The 16,736-nt window shown below is 37.1% G+C and carries 17 protein-coding genes; 13 read left to right on the top strand and 4 right to left on the bottom strand.

The genetic code is table 11. The features are described from left to right. Positions 1-189: 189 nt before the first annotated feature. Together CD33_RS10550 and CD33_RS10545 are read left to right on the top strand one after the other, a co-directional pair. Complete coding sequence (locus tag CD33_RS10550; RefSeq protein WP_036200645.1) at positions 190-612, top strand: hypothetical protein; 423 nt, start codon at positions 190-192, stop codon at positions 610-612. A 67-nt stretch (positions 613-679) separates the two neighbouring features. Beyond that, on the top strand, positions 680-967 hold the full coding sequence (locus tag CD33_RS10545) for a hypothetical protein (protein WP_036200643.1): 288 nt from the start codon (positions 680-682) through the stop codon (positions 965-967). 377 nt (positions 968-1,344) lie between these two features. Here the strand turns inward: CD33_RS10545 and CD33_RS10540 are convergent, their stop codons facing one another. Further along, the gene (locus CD33_RS10540; RefSeq protein WP_036200641.1) at positions 1,345-2,985 is read right to left on the bottom strand and encodes a sensor histidine kinase; all 1,641 of its coding nucleotides are present in this window, start codon (positions 2,983-2,985) and stop codon (positions 1,345-1,347) included. Beyond that, on the bottom strand, positions 2,982-3,677 hold the full coding sequence (locus CD33_RS10535; protein ID WP_036200640.1) for a response regulator transcription factor: 696 nt from the start codon (positions 3,675-3,677) through the stop codon (positions 2,982-2,984). The genes CD33_RS10540 and CD33_RS10535 overlap by 4 nt, the downstream gene beginning before the upstream one ends. 101 nt (positions 3,678-3,778) lie before the next feature. Between CD33_RS10535 and CD33_RS10530 the strand changes: the two genes are divergently transcribed. The 9 genes from CD33_RS10530 (at position 3,779) to CD33_RS10490 (ending at position 12,878) form a co-directional block, all read left to right on the top strand. Further along, entirely contained in the window at positions 3,779-4,954 is a 1,176-nt protein-coding gene (locus CD33_RS10530) for a DUF418 domain-containing protein (protein ID WP_036200639.1), read from the top strand. A gap of 282 nt (positions 4,955-5,236) precedes the next feature. After that, positions 5,237-5,836, top strand: a complete 600-nt coding sequence (locus CD33_RS10525) for a biotin transporter BioY (RefSeq protein ID WP_036200637.1) — start codon at positions 5,237-5,239, stop codon at positions 5,834-5,836. A 19-nt stretch (positions 5,837-5,855) separates the two neighbouring features. Then, positions 5,856-6,185, top strand: a complete 330-nt coding sequence (locus CD33_RS10520; RefSeq protein ID WP_084591320.1) for a CHY zinc finger protein — start codon at positions 5,856-5,858, stop codon at positions 6,183-6,185. A 150-nt stretch (positions 6,186-6,335) separates the two neighbouring features. Then, on the top strand, positions 6,336-7,088 hold the full coding sequence (gene ytaF / locus CD33_RS10515; RefSeq protein ID WP_258516850.1) for a sporulation membrane protein YtaF: 753 nt from the start codon (positions 6,336-6,338) through the stop codon (positions 7,086-7,088). 312 nt (positions 7,089-7,400) lie between these two features. Continuing rightward, positions 7,401-10,001: a calcium-translocating P-type ATPase, PMCA-type gene (locus CD33_RS10510; protein ID WP_235863327.1), complete on the top strand. Its 2,601-nt coding sequence runs from the start codon at positions 7,401-7,403 to the stop codon at positions 9,999-10,001. A gap of 97 nt (positions 10,002-10,098) precedes the next feature. Beyond that, entirely contained in the window at positions 10,099-10,470 is a 372-nt protein-coding gene (locus tag CD33_RS10505; RefSeq protein ID WP_036200674.1) for an iron chaperone, read from the top strand. A gap of 146 nt (positions 10,471-10,616) precedes the next feature. Then, positions 10,617-11,168 carry a sigma-70 family RNA polymerase sigma factor gene (locus CD33_RS10500; protein ID WP_052130171.1) on the top strand — a complete coding sequence of 184 codons (552 nt, stop codon included), beginning with the start codon at positions 10,617-10,619 and terminating at the stop codon, positions 11,166-11,168. Next, entirely contained in the window at positions 11,153-11,569 is a 417-nt protein-coding gene (locus CD33_RS10495) for a helix-turn-helix transcriptional regulator (RefSeq protein ID WP_036200634.1), read from the top strand. Before CD33_RS10500 ends, CD33_RS10495 begins: the two co-directional genes overlap by 16 nt. After that, positions 11,559-12,878, top strand: coding sequence for an FtsW/RodA/SpoVE family cell cycle protein (locus tag CD33_RS10490; RefSeq protein ID WP_052130169.1), 1,320 nt, complete (start codon positions 11,559-11,561; stop codon positions 12,876-12,878). The genes CD33_RS10495 and CD33_RS10490 overlap by 11 nt, the downstream gene beginning before the upstream one ends. 70 nt (positions 12,879-12,948) lie before the next feature. Here the strand turns inward: CD33_RS10490 and CD33_RS10485 are convergent, their stop codons facing one another. Continuing rightward, positions 12,949-14,232, bottom strand: a complete 1,284-nt coding sequence (locus CD33_RS10485; RefSeq protein ID WP_036200632.1) for an MFS transporter — start codon at positions 14,230-14,232, stop codon at positions 12,949-12,951. A gap of 119 nt (positions 14,233-14,351) precedes the next feature. Then, positions 14,352-15,566 carry a MerR family transcriptional regulator gene (locus CD33_RS10480; protein ID WP_036200631.1) on the bottom strand — a complete coding sequence of 405 codons (1,215 nt, stop codon included), beginning with the start codon at positions 15,564-15,566 and terminating at the stop codon, positions 14,352-14,354. A gap of 320 nt (positions 15,567-15,886) precedes the next feature. Between CD33_RS10480 and CD33_RS10475 the strand changes: the two genes are divergently transcribed. Further along, the gene (locus CD33_RS10475; protein WP_036200629.1) at positions 15,887-16,324 is read left to right on the top strand and encodes an acyl-CoA thioesterase; all 438 of its coding nucleotides are present in this window, start codon (positions 15,887-15,889) and stop codon (positions 16,322-16,324) included. 220 nt (positions 16,325-16,544) lie between these two features. Beyond that, positions 16,545-16,694, top strand: a complete 150-nt coding sequence (gene rpmG, locus CD33_RS10470) for a 50S ribosomal protein L33 (protein WP_036200628.1) — start codon at positions 16,545-16,547, stop codon at positions 16,692-16,694. Positions 16,695-16,736: the final 42 nt, after the last annotated feature.

Here is a 16,736-nt window from a genome sequence, read left to right as displayed (position 1 = left end):
CCAATTAGCTACATAATAAAAACTCTAACTTTAAGGGGTCACTACCTTCTTGAATAGAATTGTACTTTTTTTCAGCAATCGGGCCAGATTGTTGAATAAGATTTAAAAGATATTGTGAAGGAATATTCAATACGAAAGGTCAGTTTAGTTTATTAAGCATAATTACATAATAATATTGGAGGTGTTTTAATGCTTACGGTTAGGAATGCTGAAAGTTACCTAAAAAATCTGATTAGTGAAGATACCGATGATATAAAAAGTGCTTGGGAAACCTTTAAAGCTTTTTGTAGAGAAACAGTTGAGGGGGAAGAGGATAAAGAAATTTTATTTCAATGTGGTGTTTATAATTATTCTGGAGAAGATCTATTTCTTTTTGACTTTGTACGTCAGTTCACAATTTATGAAGAAGATAATTATTCACACATTGAACAACTACACTGCGAATGCTTATTAGAACCAACAGATGAATTGAAAAAGTTAGAGGTATCAGAATGGTCGATGGATTATGGTAATATAGAAGATTTTTTAAATCATATAGAAAACCTTCAGGAATTTAAAATACCTTTAAACTATAAACCGAAAAAATTAGAAATATATCAAGAAAAAATTTAATATTCATTCGACAATTGGGTGCATATATGAAATAGAAAGTAATGATTTTTAAGGAGTTGAAAATCTTATGATTATTAAAATCGACTTTGGTGACGATTTTATTCAATATATTTCTTGTTCATCCAAAGTAGGAAGGAAGATAAACTGTATTCAGGGGGACTTTATAGAGTGGATTTTTGATGAAGAAAAGAATATAGAATATTGGGCTTTAGAAAATGGTAAAAGAATTCACCCTAACTATGACGCAAATGCACTTGTTGAATGGTTAAACAATGTAAGATTTAAAAGAGGGATTGCTAAAGCGAAATTAATTAGGAATCCTCAATTAGAAGTAAAAAAGACAGTATTTTATTAGTTTGATACCAGCTTAGTTTATTCAATTAATGGGCGCGATTGTTGAATAAGAAGGCGTTATTAAATTAACTTATCTATAGTTTAGTGTAGTTTTTGTTTCCAACTTTATTCTCGTCATTGGAATTATTAGAAGCATTTACTTTAAGGCAAATGAAATCTTTCCAGGTGGCAACAAATAAATAGAACTTTAGTCAAAAAATAGGGGCAAAGGTTACTATGATCATAGCCCTCGCCCTTCTATTTATTAGATAACCTTTATTATACCTTTTGTTAAAAACCAGATTTTTCTACAACATGAAGGTAGTAAGGGAATAAGCGTCCCTTCTTATTATGGGTAGATTCGGAAACTGCATCAATGTCATTTCCTAATTAATGAAGCTATTTCTTGTCAAATATAATACTGAAAACTGTCCCATGCTTATCCGAATTGACGATGATTTTTGCATTGTGAAGATCGATTAATTGTTTTGCTATTGCCAAGCCTAGCCCGGTCCCCTTTATATCATCGGTTGTGTTGGTACCCCGGTAATACCGATCAAATAAATTATCCAAATCCGCTTGGGGAATGCCTTGTCCACTATCAGTGATACTCAACACTATACTTTGTGCTTCATTGACTGCTTTAATTTCGATTGGCGTCCCGGCTGGCGTATGATTTTTTGCATTGCTGACAATATTCTCGACAACGCGTTGTAATAATAATTTATCCGCCTGGATCACGACATCTCTGCTTGAATACACAGAAACTTGTTCATCCTGAAACGCTTGCAACCAATCCCTTAAATTGACACTTTCCTTATTTAGTTCTATTGCTTTATTTTTTAACAGATACGTAAAGGTCAGATCTTGAATTAGGGCGTCCATATAATTTGCTTTTTCTTGCATGATTTTTGCAAAAGCGCGCATTTCATCAATCGACCAATTATAGTCATTTGAAGCAAGCATTGTGGAATAGCCATAAATTGAACTTAGTGGTGTTTTCAAATCATGTGAAAGCCCTGTAATCCATTCCTCGCGAAGTTGTTCGGCACGCTTCAATTGACGCTCATTATAGGCGAGGCGGTCTGCTAGATGATTAATCGAATCATCAATAGGTTGAAATAATTTAAATTTCCGTTTCAATTTCCCTGACTTATTATGATGGACTTTTCTATCAAAGGTCTTCTTGTAGTCAAATCGTGCAATTCTTTCAATACGCGATAGGATGTAAACAATCGGTCTAACGAAACGATTGGAGATGCCAAGAGAGAGAGAAATGATAACAATCAGCAGGAATATATGGAAGATTGTAAAGAATATAATGAAGAGTACAATGCCTCGATTTAATGGTTCTTCAAATGGTTTATAAAGTTTGTTCGGCATACGGGCAACAAAGGTTGTTCCATCTGCCAATGTTTTGGCTTCTATCCATTCTTTCTGTTCAAAAATATCCGAATTGTTGGCAAGAATATCTGGTAAATGCAGGAGCTGCTTTTTCTCACCCCAAACGATATTCCGCTTCCATCTTTCATCATAAAGTTCGATTGATATACTTTGTTTTTCCATCTCTTGTTTAAATGAAGGGGGAATACTCCCTGTTTCGGTCCAACTTTTGTATACTTCGACGAATATGGGCTCGAGTGGCGACTTCGGTATAAACAGCAAATAGTGATTAGGAAGTTTCCACGTGTGCAGCCCTTTTTTATCGAACTGTACGATTTCCTCTTTTGTCATTGAACAAACTTCGCAGGTTTCACCGGAATAATCCAGTACTTTCATTTGGTTATTCAGCAAGTAAACTTGCCCACTATTTTCGATCGCCTGTTCAATTAATGAGTCGGATAGCTGATATCCATCTTCGGTTTTTAATACTTCACTCTCCATCTCGAACGGATCCAGCGTATGAATATCATTGCCGACTTTATCAAAAAGATAGAAGAAAAAATAAAGGATGCTTCCAATTGTACCGATAATGATTAATAGGTAAAAAACGACAAAATATAAAATGAATCGGAAGGTTAGTTTCCCGGAAGATTTCATTGTGGATCACCGACGAGCTTATAGCCAACTCCACGCACCGTGACTATAAATTTTGGCTTACTTGGGTCTTTCTCAATTTTCTCGCGGAGTTTCCGGATATGTACCATTACTGTATTATCGTCAAACAAAAAATCCTCCCATACCTGTTCATAAATCTTATCCTTCGACAACACCTGCCCAGCATTTTCGCATAGATACGTCAATAAGTGGAAAAGTCTCCCACTAATGATTTCCCGTTTGCCGTCTACCATTAGTTCAGCAGCCTCAACATCAAATGTAAAACGTTCGAATCGATATACATTTTTTTTAGGTGTTGCCTGCATTAAATAACGGCTTAACTGCACTTTAACCCTTGCAACAAGTTCTAGTGGATTAAAGGGTTTTGTAATATAATCATCCGCACCATTCATAAAGCCTCGAAGTTTGTCGGCATCGCTACTCTTGGCAGTTAAGAAGAAAATCGGGGCATTGCTTTGTTTCCGGATCGTCGAAGCGACATCAAGCCCACTCCCATCGGGAAGCATAACATCCAATAAATAAAAGTCATATTTGTTCTTATTTATTAAACTGGAAGCGTCCCGGACATTTTCGCAAAGCTGAATCTGCTGAAAGCCCTCCTTCCTTAAAATAATCTCAATCATATCAGCAATTGCACGTTCGTCCTCCAAGACGAATATTGATGCATTTATCAAAATGGCCACCTACTTTTAAGGTTATCATAAGGTACTTATCATATTTACATAAGATACCAATGATACAATATATTTATAAATTACCATAAAGGAGTAAAAAAATGGAGTCAAAAAGAGTGTATTTCATCGATGGCTTAAGGGGGTTCAGTTTACTGGGAATTCTTCTTGCCAATTTACTTATATTCCAATATGGCATGTTTGGTAAAGATTATCTGGATTCATTGTCTGCAACTGACGGGTTTGCGTTAAAGTTTGTAAAAGTGGTAGTCGAAGGATCGGCCATGCCGATTTTTACATTAGTTTTTGGGTATTCTCTCATTAAGTTGGTAGAGTCGATTAGGAAAAGAGGCGGGAAAAGTCGTTGGCATATTGTTCGCCGCAGCATTGGATTAATTGTAATGGGCTTGTTGCATACAACCTACTTATGGGATGGAGATATTCTGCTATTTTATGGGGTTATCATGCTATTCCTAATCGTATTCATTAATCGAAAGCCTAAAACGCTTCTTATTTGGGGAGTTGTTTTATTTGTCATAATTACCGCATTAGGATATGGATATATGGAACCAACTGGGGAAGAAAAGCAGGAAATGGATCAATATATAGCCCAATCATATGAAGTTCTTGGAAATGGAACATACGCTGAAATCTATGATTTCCGAAACAATGTCATTCCACCTGGCTTCGGAGAATCGCCGTTATTCATTCTGGTTATGCTAATTTTTGCCCCTATCTTCTATGCGCCGATGTTTTTGTTCGGTATGGCTTTGGCAAAAGTCAGGGCGTTTGAAAACATGGAACGAGAACGGAAATGGTATGCCGCAGGATCAATACTTGTTCCAATCGGGCTGATTTGTAAAGCATTTGCCCAAGTGGAAAACAATTGGACGGGGGTTTTGCTGCAAGGCGGATCTACTTTGTTATCAATCGGATATATTAGCTTGTTTGCATTGCTGTATAGCACTACGTATCTATCAAGAATGTCCAATGTTTTCGAAAATGTTGGTAAGCTATCGTTAACCAACTATATTTTGCAAACGGTTATTTGCACATTTACCTTTTATGGATACGGATTAGGTTTCCATGAAGAACTTGGGGTGCTGTGGGGCATATTATTTGGTTTAGCAGTTTATAGTTTGCAATGTATTGGCAGTACAATGTATTTGAAGAAGTTTAAGCGCGGTCCACTTGAAGTGATTTTGCGGATGTGGACGAATTTTTCATGGAGCGGTAAAGCAAAAGTGAAGAAAGTAAATCCGAAATATGTGGAAAGCTAATTTGACGCCCAATGAAGAGGAAAATATAATGTGAACGTTCCTTGGTACCTTTTTAAACGTAAGGTATTTTTGAATAACAATAATAGTCGATTATCGAAATAAGTTGAAAGGCATTCTACTAATTTGTAGGCAAGCAAATAGTTTTATTGGCATTTCTCGTGTAGGAGAGATGCCTTTTTTATATAAATGAATGGCCTTGTGTTAACTTAAAATAAAATAGGTTGACGTAGTTGTGCTAGTTTAATATACTATTCCTAAATATGGGGGTTTGGGAGGTATAGCATGACAACTACAATAGAAAAAACAACAAATCGTTCTCGTACTTTGCAAATGGTGCAAATTTCAATGTTCTCTATATTAATGATGATAGGAGCCAATATTTCCTCATTCTTGATTATCGGGGGAGTCCCGATTACACTTCAAACATTTTTTGCATTGCTGGCTGGAATTTTATTGGGCAGCCGTACCGGTGCAATCGCCATGCTATTTTATGCATTTATAGGACTGGTTGGCTTGCCGGTTTTCGCCAAATTCTCTGGAGGAATCGACTCACTCATCTCACCTACTTTCGGATTTATTGTTTCGTATATTTTTGTGGCCTATGCCGTCGGGGAAATTGTTCGAAAACTGCCTTCGGTGAAAGGTTTTGTGATCGCAGCATTAGTAGGTACGGCCATCAATTATCTCATTGGGACAAATTGGATGTATGCTGCCTATAAGTTTTGGTTTGAAGCACCAGCGGGATTTACCTATAAAATGGCGTGGGCATGGATGGTTGTGCCATTGCCGAAAGATATCATACTGGCTGTCTTTGCGGGGATTTTTGGATATCGCCTCAAGCCGATATTATTCAAAAGTGTAAAAAGTAATGGATGGCGATAGGAACAAAGGAGAGAACAAAATGCGGATTCATGGCCAAGAAGTGAAGGGAACTGATATTGACAAGGAAACACGCTGTCGGCATTATCACTCCGAAATCGATCGGATCGCCATTAAATTTTACTGTTGCCATACATATTATCCTTGCTTCTCCTGCCACGAAGAGGAAGGCTGCAATGCTCCAAAAGTATGGCCAAAAGATCAATTCGATCACCAAGCGATATTATGTGGAGCTTGTGGACATGAGCTTACAATTAATGAATATCTGGACTGCCAATCGGAATGTCCTAGCTGCAAGAGTTCCTTTAACCCGGGCTGTAGCCTGCACAAGCATTTATACTTTGAAGCATAGATATTTAGGATGGATAATACTATAAAACATCGATCATTGAAGTCTGTCAATGGTCGATGTTTTTTTGGTGAGGATAAGACCTTTCCCTATTGTAGGCATATTCTATTGCCCTAGATAATAGACTCCAAATTTACCGGCGTCGGGCAACTGGTGCAAATAGCTGTATACGACACTATATTTGATTCAAGTAGTGATGAGGATGAGGGGACACTTTTCAAAGTCAATTCATACGATAAGAGGGTAGCGACGTCTGAAAGGAGTAAAAAAATGAGTGACTTACTTTCATTACTGCTCTTGGGGATTGCAGTAAGTCTTGATAGTTTCACTGTCGGCTTGACTTATGGAATGCGAAAGGTAACAATACCGGTTAAATCATTTATTATCATTTTTGCCTGCACTTTCATCGTCTTATTAACCGCAATGGGCATTGGTTCGCTCATTGAATTATTCATCTCTTATGAAGCGGCTGAAAGAGTAGGTGGAATTATACTTATAACAATCGGTATATGGGTTCTTTATCAATTCCTGACTTCCCAGGATACTTCTGAACAACGGAAAAGCACTATAAAAATTGTTGATTTGGAGATTAAAAGATTGGGACTTATCATCAAGATATTAAAAAAGCCGACAGAAGCCGATTTCGATCGCTCAGGCACTATTGGAAGCACAGAAGCCTTATTTTTGGGATTGGCACTTTCTCTGGATTCATTTGGTGCAGGCATTGGTGCGGCTTTGATAGATTTGCCTCCAATTTTATTCTCGATTGTAGTCACGGTTTCCAGTGTCATTTTTGTTATGGCCGGCATTAATATAGGTTTGATTTTCCGAAACATGAATTGGGTGAAGAAACTTACCTTCCTTCCAGGAATTGCTTTAATATTGATCGGAATTTTTAAAATATGAGAGCTGGTTTTATCTGTTTACATAAGCGTTGATTCAAAAAATTGAATTAGCGCTTTTTGTAATTAACCTCTCCTATTAAATTGTCCAGCGAGTTTTGTAATCATATTTTTCAATTATATTCTTTTAAAAGATATTCTCATATTTCGCTTTCTCCTACATATAATTTTATAGTACTTCACTCTTAGGCGGATTCTATAAGGAACTTCAAAGCTAAATAGTTCAGGAGTTTTGAGGAACAGAAGTAGTTTTATTGAGACTATCATTTGCCGGTGATCAAGGAAAACGTATTACTAGGATATGGAGGATTATTGTATGAATGTGTCAGAATACTACCGGGAACCAATACAAAAAGTAATGAATGAACTCGATGTAACACATCAAGGATTAACAGATTATGAAGTTCGAACGAGGCATAAAAAATATGGCTATAATGAACTGCGTGAGAGCAAACAAAAGAGTGCGATAGTTATTTTTCTTGAACAATTTAAAGATTTTCTAGTTATTATTCTGATGGTAGCAGCGTTGATCTCTATATTCTTAGGGGAAGTAGAAAGTTCCATCGTTATATGGGTGGTTATCATCCTTAATGCCATCCTGGGGACGGTGCAACAGATAAAAGCGGAAAAATCACTTGATAGCTTGAAGGAAATGGCTGCCCCGATAGCAAGGGTTTTAAGGGATGGACAAGTTGCTGAAATCCCCTCAAAAGAGGTGGTTGTTGGCGATATTCTTATGTTGGATGCCGGCGATTTTATTAGTGCGGATGGACGTATTATCGAAAGTCATAGTTTGCAAATTAACGAGAGTTCCTTGACGGGAGAATCCCTGCCGATCCAGAAGATGGTGAATGTAATTAATGACCAAGAAGTAGCTCTTGGAGATAAAACAAATATGGTCTTCTCCGGTAGTTTCGTAACAAATGGTCGCGGAAAAGCTATTGTAACATCTATTGGCATGAATACCGAGATTGGGAAGATTGCCAATTTGCTGGATAATGCAAAGGAAAAGAAAACCCCACTTCAAGTCAGCCTTGAGGATTTTGGAAAAAGACTAGCAATCGGGATTATTATCATTTGCTTAATAATTTTTGCACTGGATATTCTCCGTGGTCGTGAGTTGGTAGATTCATTTATGTTCGCAGTATCTTTGGCAGTTGCGGCAATCCCGGAGGCATTAAGCTCGATTGTGACCATTGTTCTTGCCTTTGGGACACAAAAGATGGCCAAGGAAAATGCAATTGTTCGCAAGCTCCATGCAGTAGAAAGTTTGGGGAGTATTTCAGTCATTTGTTCAGATAAAACGGGGACGCTTACTCAAAATAAAATGACAGTTCAAAAATTACTTGTGGGTGAAAAAGTAATCCAGCATGATCAATTGCAGTTGGATAATAAAGTACATCATAAGTTGATGCACCTAGCTTTACTATGCAACAATTCTGTTGCCTTTGAAGAGAAGGAAATTGGTGATCCAACCGAAATAGCTTTGGTACGTATGGGCAACCAATACAATTTGGACGAGCTGAATATACGCGAGATGTATAAACGGTTTGGGGAAGTACCTTTTGATTCGACAAGAAAATTAATGAGTACGGTTAACCGGGTGGGCGATCGATATATCATGATTACAAAAGGGGCGGTTGATGTGCTACTGTCCCGAATTGTAAAGATTGAAAATGCGCAAGGTGTATCCAATATTACAAAGCAGCAAATAGAAGCGATAAAACAAGCCAATCATAAGTTTTCCAATGAAGGGTTACGAGTACTTGCTTTTGCTTATAAAGAAGTGAAATCGATCGGTATAAGCTTAAAAGATGAAATGGATTTAACCTTTGTAGGCTTGGTGGCAATGATGGATCCGCCTCGGGCAGAATCGGCACAAGCAGTGACCGCTTGTATCAAAGCTGGCATTAAACCCGTGATGATTACAGGGGATCATAAAATTACGGCAACAGCAATTGCCAAAAAAATCGGGATTCTCAAAGATTCTTCAGAAGCGATCGAAGGTAAAGAAATAGAACACTTAACAGACAAAGAACTGAGGGATAAAGTCCAAAACATCTCCGTGTATGCCCGAGTATCTCCGGAACATAAAATACGTATCGTCAAGGCATGGCAGGATAAAGGAAATGTTGTGGCAATGACAGGGGATGGAGTGAACGATGGACCGGCGTTAAAGCAAGCTGATATCGGAGTAGCAATGGGGATTATGGGGACGGAAGTTGCAAAAGATGCTTCTTCGATGGTTTTAACCGATGATAACTTCTCGACTATTGTTAAAGCCATTTCAAATGGCCGAAGTCTTTATGCAAATATCAAAAATGCCATTAAGTTTTTATTATCAGGCAACACTGGAGCGATCTTGGTCGTTCTCTATGCCACACTTTTTGCATTACCGGCTCCATTTGCACCCGTTCATTTACTATTTATCAACTTGTTGACAGATAGTTTACCTGCCATTGCAATTGGTTTGGAGCCGCACAATAAAAAGCTGATGGATGACAAACCTAGAAATGTCGATGAATCGTTATTAAATAGGAAGTTTGTCTCGCAGGTAGGGATGGAAGGGGTAATCATCGCAGCCGTGACCATTATTGCCTTCCAAATAGGGTTGGCCACAGGGGACACGATGGTAGCCAGCACAATGGCCTTTGCAACATTATGTTTATCAAGATTGTTCCATGGATTTAACTGTCGTTCAGATGAATCAATATTTAAAATAGGGTTGTTTTCGAATCTGACAGTTTGGATAGCATTTCTTATTGGATTCGTATTGTTAAATACCGTCTTGATAGTTGGATTGTTCGAAGTGGCCATACTTAGCCGCCCCCAATTATTAATGGTTTATGGTTTGGCGATCGTCCCATTAATTATTATTCAGGTGGATAGATTATTCTTTATAAAAAATCGACACTGATATTGAAATTTGAATGTGTTCTGACGGTTGCAACGCTCCGACCCTTTTGGATATGATGTTCAAAAGGGTACTTTTTATAGTGAGGAGAGGGATTGAGATAGAAGCTTTTGCCGATTATTTAACGAAGATTGATGAACCACAACAACGGAAGCGGGTAGAAGAAATTTTCGAGTGGATACTGGGGAAGTTCCCCAATTTACAACCGGAACTTAAATGGAATCAACCGATGTTTACCGAGCATGGCACATACATCATCGGATTCTCCACGGCCAAGCATCATCTTAGTGTTTCACCTGAAGAATTTGGCATGGAGCACTTTGCCGATGACATTGCACAAGCTGGCTACAGTGCGACCAAAGGTTTATTTCGAATTAGATGGAATGAACCGGTAAATTACGAACTACTTGAGAAGATGATAGAGTTTAACATAATTGACAAAGCAGACTGTACAACTTTTTGGCGGAAATAAATCATTAAATAAAGAGTATTGACAACAATATATATCGATTACTTTATAAGTTGGTTCTTCCTTTAAGGAGCCAACTTTTTAATTTTTCAAATATGAAAACTTTGTATATGTTGGCCTCGTCTAATAGTCGAAATGGAGGAGAGAAAGTGGAAAAGTTGGTGGAATCCTCAATTACAACAGGGAATCATGCAGATTTAGTTGACGAATTAATGCGTACATACGGTCAAGAAATTCAACAACTCATCTTCGCTTATGTGCATAATGAGACAATTGCTGAAGATTTGACCCAGGAAGTTTTCGTAAAATGTTATAAATCGCTGCCCTCCTATAAAGGTAAATCAACCATTAAAACTTGGCTTTGGCGAATTGCGATTAACCATTCAAAAGATTATTTGAAAAGTTGGTATAACCAGCGTGTGAAGACCGCAGATAATTTCGGTTTCATTATAGGAGAAGACAGAGACAGTGTAGAACGAACAATTATTCAACAAGACGACGATGCACAATTAGCATTCGCAATCATGCAGTTGCCCATAAAATATCGAGAAGTCATTTATTTTTATTATTATGAGGAGTGTTCAATTAAAGAGGTGGCTGCTGTACTCGAGGTAAATCAAAATACCGTTAAGACAAGGTTGCGCAAAGGCAAATCACTATTAAAAAAAATGCTGGAGGATTCGCAATGGAAGAACGATTAAAAAGGGTGAAAAAGGCAATGAACACCCACACATTTGGTCAGGTGAAGTTCACGGATGCCCATCATCAAAAAATCAATGAAAGGATAGAACAATTGCAGGATGCAGACATTACAAATGTAATTCTATCACTGCTGACTGGTGAAAAGACAGGCTCTGAGTTAACGCAATTACTTCATGTCAGAGGAATTAAAAGCATCCTTAATAATGAAGGGATTATATATACAACTCTCCATACTCAGGAACAGCAAGGAACTCTTGAATCCTATTGGTCCGAGGAAGATGAAAAATATTATAAACTAACAAAAAAAGGTCTGAAATTATTACAGAAACAGCAGCTACGGGTCAATCAAGAGAATGCATTAAAGGATTTATTGAATGAGGTGACGCCTAATGAAAATTAGTCACTTTTTAGAAACGGTAATCACTCAAATACGGTCGAGAGAAGCGAAGGAATATGTGAAGACTGAATTAAGTCAACATATACAAAAATCGAAACAATCTTGGCTAGAAAGAGGATATAGTGAATTACAGGCTGAGGAAAAGGCGGTACGTGAAATGGGGAGTCCTCTGACGCTTGGCAAGTCCCTCAATAAATTGCATAAACCAAAAATAGATTGGTTATTAGTTTCATTGTTAAGCGTCACATTGTTACTTAGTTTTTTGCCAATTATCGCTTTAAATCTAGAACAATACTTAGAAACAGCTAATTTGAATATGACAACAATGCTTCAGAACAAAGTGATTTCAATAATCATCGGATTTTTATTAGCCATTGTGATTATGTTTATTGATTATCGAAAATTAAAAAGAATGGGATATCTGTTTTATGCAGCTGGTGCAGGGTTGATTTATGTGCTTACTGTTTTCTCGAATAAAGTTGTTAATGGCGAGCTGATGATTTCTTTTGGCATTTTTGATGTGCAAGTCTGGATGGCAATTCCTTTATTTTTATTAGCGTGGGCGTCTCTTCTTAGTACATCTTCATTTAAATTGTGGCAGGGTGCTATCTTATTTCTTTTTTCAGTTTTTCTATTCGGATTAGTTCCTAATTTATCAATGCTATTTATTTATATTGCCATAGTTGGTGTTCTTTTCTTACTAAGCAATTTTACTCGGAAAGAGAAATTACTTGTAAGTGGGAGTGTAATTGGTCTAGCGATTGGCATCATCATTTTATATGTAGTTGCTTATAAGAATGGAAGCATAGCCCCTTATCAAATTAGTCGTCTATTGGGTTTTATTAATCCTGAAGAATATGCTACGGGTAGTGGTTATATTTATGTAACATTAGAAAATGCACTAAAAAGTGCGGGATTGTTTGGTGCAGAAAATGTTAAGTATATTCCTGAAGCACATACTACACTTGTTTTTGGAAGTTTAATTCAAACATATGGCTATGCAATCGGTATGGTAATCATGATGATCTTACTAGCTTTTCTTGTACGATTTTGGCTGATTTCCCGGACGGTAAAAGAGTCTTTTGGAAAGTTGCTTATCATAGGATGTGCAACCCTTTTCTCGACACAATTATTTTATAATGTAGGGATGACCTTTGGTATGCTTCCAATCAGCTCAATGCCCTTGCCGTTTATGAGTTACGGCTTAATGCCAACTGTATTGAATGCTTTTATTGTTGGGGTAGCCTTGAGTGTATATAGAAGAAAACACTTTAGTAGCAAAATAATATACGGAAGTACAAGATATGAATAAGTATCTTATTAAAACAGTAGGAAGGGATGGGGGCTAAGGCAACCATTTTCCATCCCTGTTAATTTTTTGTTCAGTTTGACGAGGATTCAAGTTTAGTAGATAGATTAATCGGTATTTTTCTAGAGTTGATGAGGGTAATCAGCAAATAAAGAATCCCTCCGCCAATCGGCAAAGTATATGGAGGAATCAGTTCAAGGAGAAAGCCAGATACCACCATTGCAACCGGGGTCATGATTTTTCCGATGCTTATACCAATACTCATTACTCTGCCCCTGTACTCTTCCGGTATTTCTTTTTGCATGAAATACGCAATCGGAATATCAATAAACGCTATCACGATCCCGAAGCAGAACATTAGCAAGCAGTAGTAAATTCCGTAAATCATATGGCTGAATGATGCACTCTCAAATATGAGCGGAAACCCTGTGGCTATCATACAGATAGATAAGAATATAGTAAGTAATCTCATCAGCTTTGAATAAGGCATTCGTTCTGTTATCTTCTTGACAACAAGGGCCCCAGCAATCAGACCGAGCGGCAGTGATGCCTGGATGACTCCAAATAGTCCTGATCCAAGTTCCAGTATAGTGTTTATGATATATGGAATAGGGATGGTGACTGCAAAACTCAGAAAGAAGTTTAATGAAATCAAAATTAGGAACAAACCCATTATATTCTTGCGTTCGTATAAATAATGAAACCCATCTTTTATATCCTCGATAAAGTCGATTCGAACAGTTTTCTTTACCAACTCCTGTAACTCCTTGTTGAAGTTAAAATCAATAAACATCATCGAAAATCCAGAAATAAGAAAGCAAATACCACTAAAAATGATAAAGGTTCTTATATCGAAAAAGGCGAAGACCATTCCGCCCAGCATCGGACCAAGTATGGAAGATACTGAGTCAATGATTTTTCCAATGGAGTTAATATTCATCAATTTTTTACTAGAAACAATATTAGGTTTAGCCGCCTCCATACCAACTCCAAAGAAAGTAACAAATATAGTCAAGCAGAAAGCTGTAATATAAATGAGTAATAGGTTCAAGCCTGAAAAACTACTTATCAGATAAACTGAAATCAGCAAAATTCCGCTGAGTATTTCCATCAGTATGACCATCTTCTTTTTATTAACCTTGTCTGCAATAACTCCTGCAAATGGATTGATAAGAATCATGGGCAAAGTCCCAAGCAGTAATGTGATGGTGAAACTTAACGCCGATCCTGTTAACTTTAAAACATAAAAACTAATGGCAAAATTATAAATTGATGTTCCAAAAACGGAGATGATTTTGCCCGAAGAATAAAGCGCTAAATTTCTTCTCTCCGTTTTACCATTTAAATGTGCGTCCATTCGTTTTGCCTCCTTGTTTATACTGTGGTAAAAAAGAGTATACGGGATTGGCTAAACCCCCGAGCAATAGGCAAAAGGTGAATTTTAACGGTAATAAAATAAAAAAGATAGGGTTAACCCTACCTTTTACCAATAAACAAATAATTAAATACCTCTTCCCCAAAAACGAAATAATCCTCATAGCGTCCACCCTTGCTGATTAAGTCGGAGGTAGTTTCTTCAAGAAGTTCAAAATGAAGTGCCTCAATTTTTCCCCTTATTTTTGAAGGAATAAAGTTATCGCGGTACTGAGGAAGAACTTTACTAGTGGTGCTGAAATTTTTAAACGCCAAGTAAGTTCCGAGCAAGTATGCCTCCTTCTTAATGAATTCGTCCAATATTTCCAACAGAAAATCAGTGTGCTCAAAACTGTAATTGCTCGTCCCCGCATGATCTATAATGATGTCAGTTGAATGTTTTTTAATTGGAATCTCCGAGAAGTCCGAACAGATAAATAGGATATTTTTCTTGATTCCTGTTCTCTCCAATAGCCCTTTTAAAAATTTCTGTTTCTCAATATTGTGATCAACCGCAATATATATACAGCTATCGGGTAGGGCATCATAAATCGTCCTTAATAAAAAACCGACTCCCGTACCTGGTTCAAGAATCACTTTGCTTTCTAAATTTAATCCTGTAATTTTTCGTTTTAGTGTTTGAAGTCCTTTTTGAAGGGTCTCCAAATAGAACGGATCTGTGTTTAAAATATATTCAGATATGTAGTCATCTGCATTTGATATTGGAATAATATCATTTAAAGTACCGGTAATAAGAATGCCTGCTTCCACCTTATATGTGCGGCAATGGCAGGCAAGTTCGCCTTCAATGATTTGATTTCTATTAATCGTACCGTTTTCTAAAGTAAGAGGTTCGCCACATTTTGGGCAGCAAAGGAGGCTTAAGTAGCTTATATCAATTCCCATCGGTACTTTTGTGTGTCCAGGCTTCTCGTTATATTCCTCGATTTTCTTTTTTATTTTTTTATTTGCCGCTGATAATTTAGCAATTTCCTCAGCTATTTTCTCATATTTATGATTGAATAAAGATTGAAAGTAAGCATTTTCTTCATAGCCAGCAAGCATCCCTAAGTTTTTGAATATTAATACTGTTTTTATTTCATTCAAGCTAAAGCCCATTGTTTTGAATTCCATAATCATTTCTAAATCCTTTTGGCAATTATCGTCGAAATAATATTGTCCGCCTTTTTTCTCGGGAACCAGTAAACCCATATCCATATAATGACGTATGGTATCCACTGTTATATTATTAACTTGTCCAAACTTACCAATCTTCATATAAACCCTCGTCTCTCTATTTGGATATCTCTATTTAAATGGAAAATCTAATTCGGGAACTGATAGTTAGGTATATACTTTATCTAATTATATAATTAAGATGGAAATTATATCAGGGATAAGTTATTAAGGACGGATGAGTGGCAGTGATTAGGAAGAACTTTATTTTTTACTATGAAGAACAATCTGAGGAATAGAATACGGCGTCTTCAGAGCGCAATTGGCCAACATCCAGAATTAAAGCAAATCAATCATGTATTCCTTAGCGAGACAAATAAACGAATGGCTTCAATTGATCGAAGTAATGAGGAGGAGGATATATGAGGACAATACAAGCACATTTAATCTTGCCGCCCGATACGAATCATCATGGAACTATATTTGGGGGGAAAGTACTTGCGTATATAGATGAAGTGGCAGCGATAGCTTCTATGAAGCATGCAGGAGGCAACACTGTAACTGTATCGATTGATTCTGTTGATTTTCTTTCGCCGGCACGTGTGGGGGATATCCTGGAACTGGAAGGTATAGTGGTTTATACAGGAAACACATCAATTACCGTATTTGTGAGAGTAACTTCTTTTCAGGTAAAAACAGGTCAAAGTACATTAACTACTGAATCATTTGTAACGATGGTAGCGGTTGATGATGATGGGGAGCCCCGTCAGGTACCTCAAGTTGTAATCGAGTCAGAAGAACAGAGGAGACTCTACGAACAAGTAAAATATCAACGAGAGTTAAAACTTAAGAAGAAGTAATAGTGCAAGAATAGAACACAGTAATTACTCCATAAAAAAAGAATGCTGACATTAGCTGGATCCAAAACGGATCCAGCTATTTTTGTGGTCTCTCCACCCAAAAATAAAATTCACATAACACTTGCAAATAGTAATGATTACTATTTATAATACAACTTATCAACTAAATCGTAATTATTACGTTTTACGATTTACGAAATGAACCTAGGAGGAATTAATAATGAGAGTGAAAATTACACTGGCTTGTACAGAAACAGGAGATCGAAATTACATTACAACGAAAAACAAGCGGACGAATCCAGAACGACTGGAATTGATGAAATATAGCCCCCGTCTAAAGAAACGTACTTTACATCGGGAAACGAAATAGTATCTGTTATAGGGAGTAGTACAAGGGAAGTAAGCGTAATGA

The organism is Ureibacillus sinduriensis BLB-1 = JCM 15800, assembly GCF_000772955.1.
GTDB lineage: Bacteria > Bacillota > Bacilli > Bacillales_A > Planococcaceae > Ureibacillus > Ureibacillus sinduriensis.
This window is presented reverse-complemented; position numbering and strand designations above follow the sequence as displayed.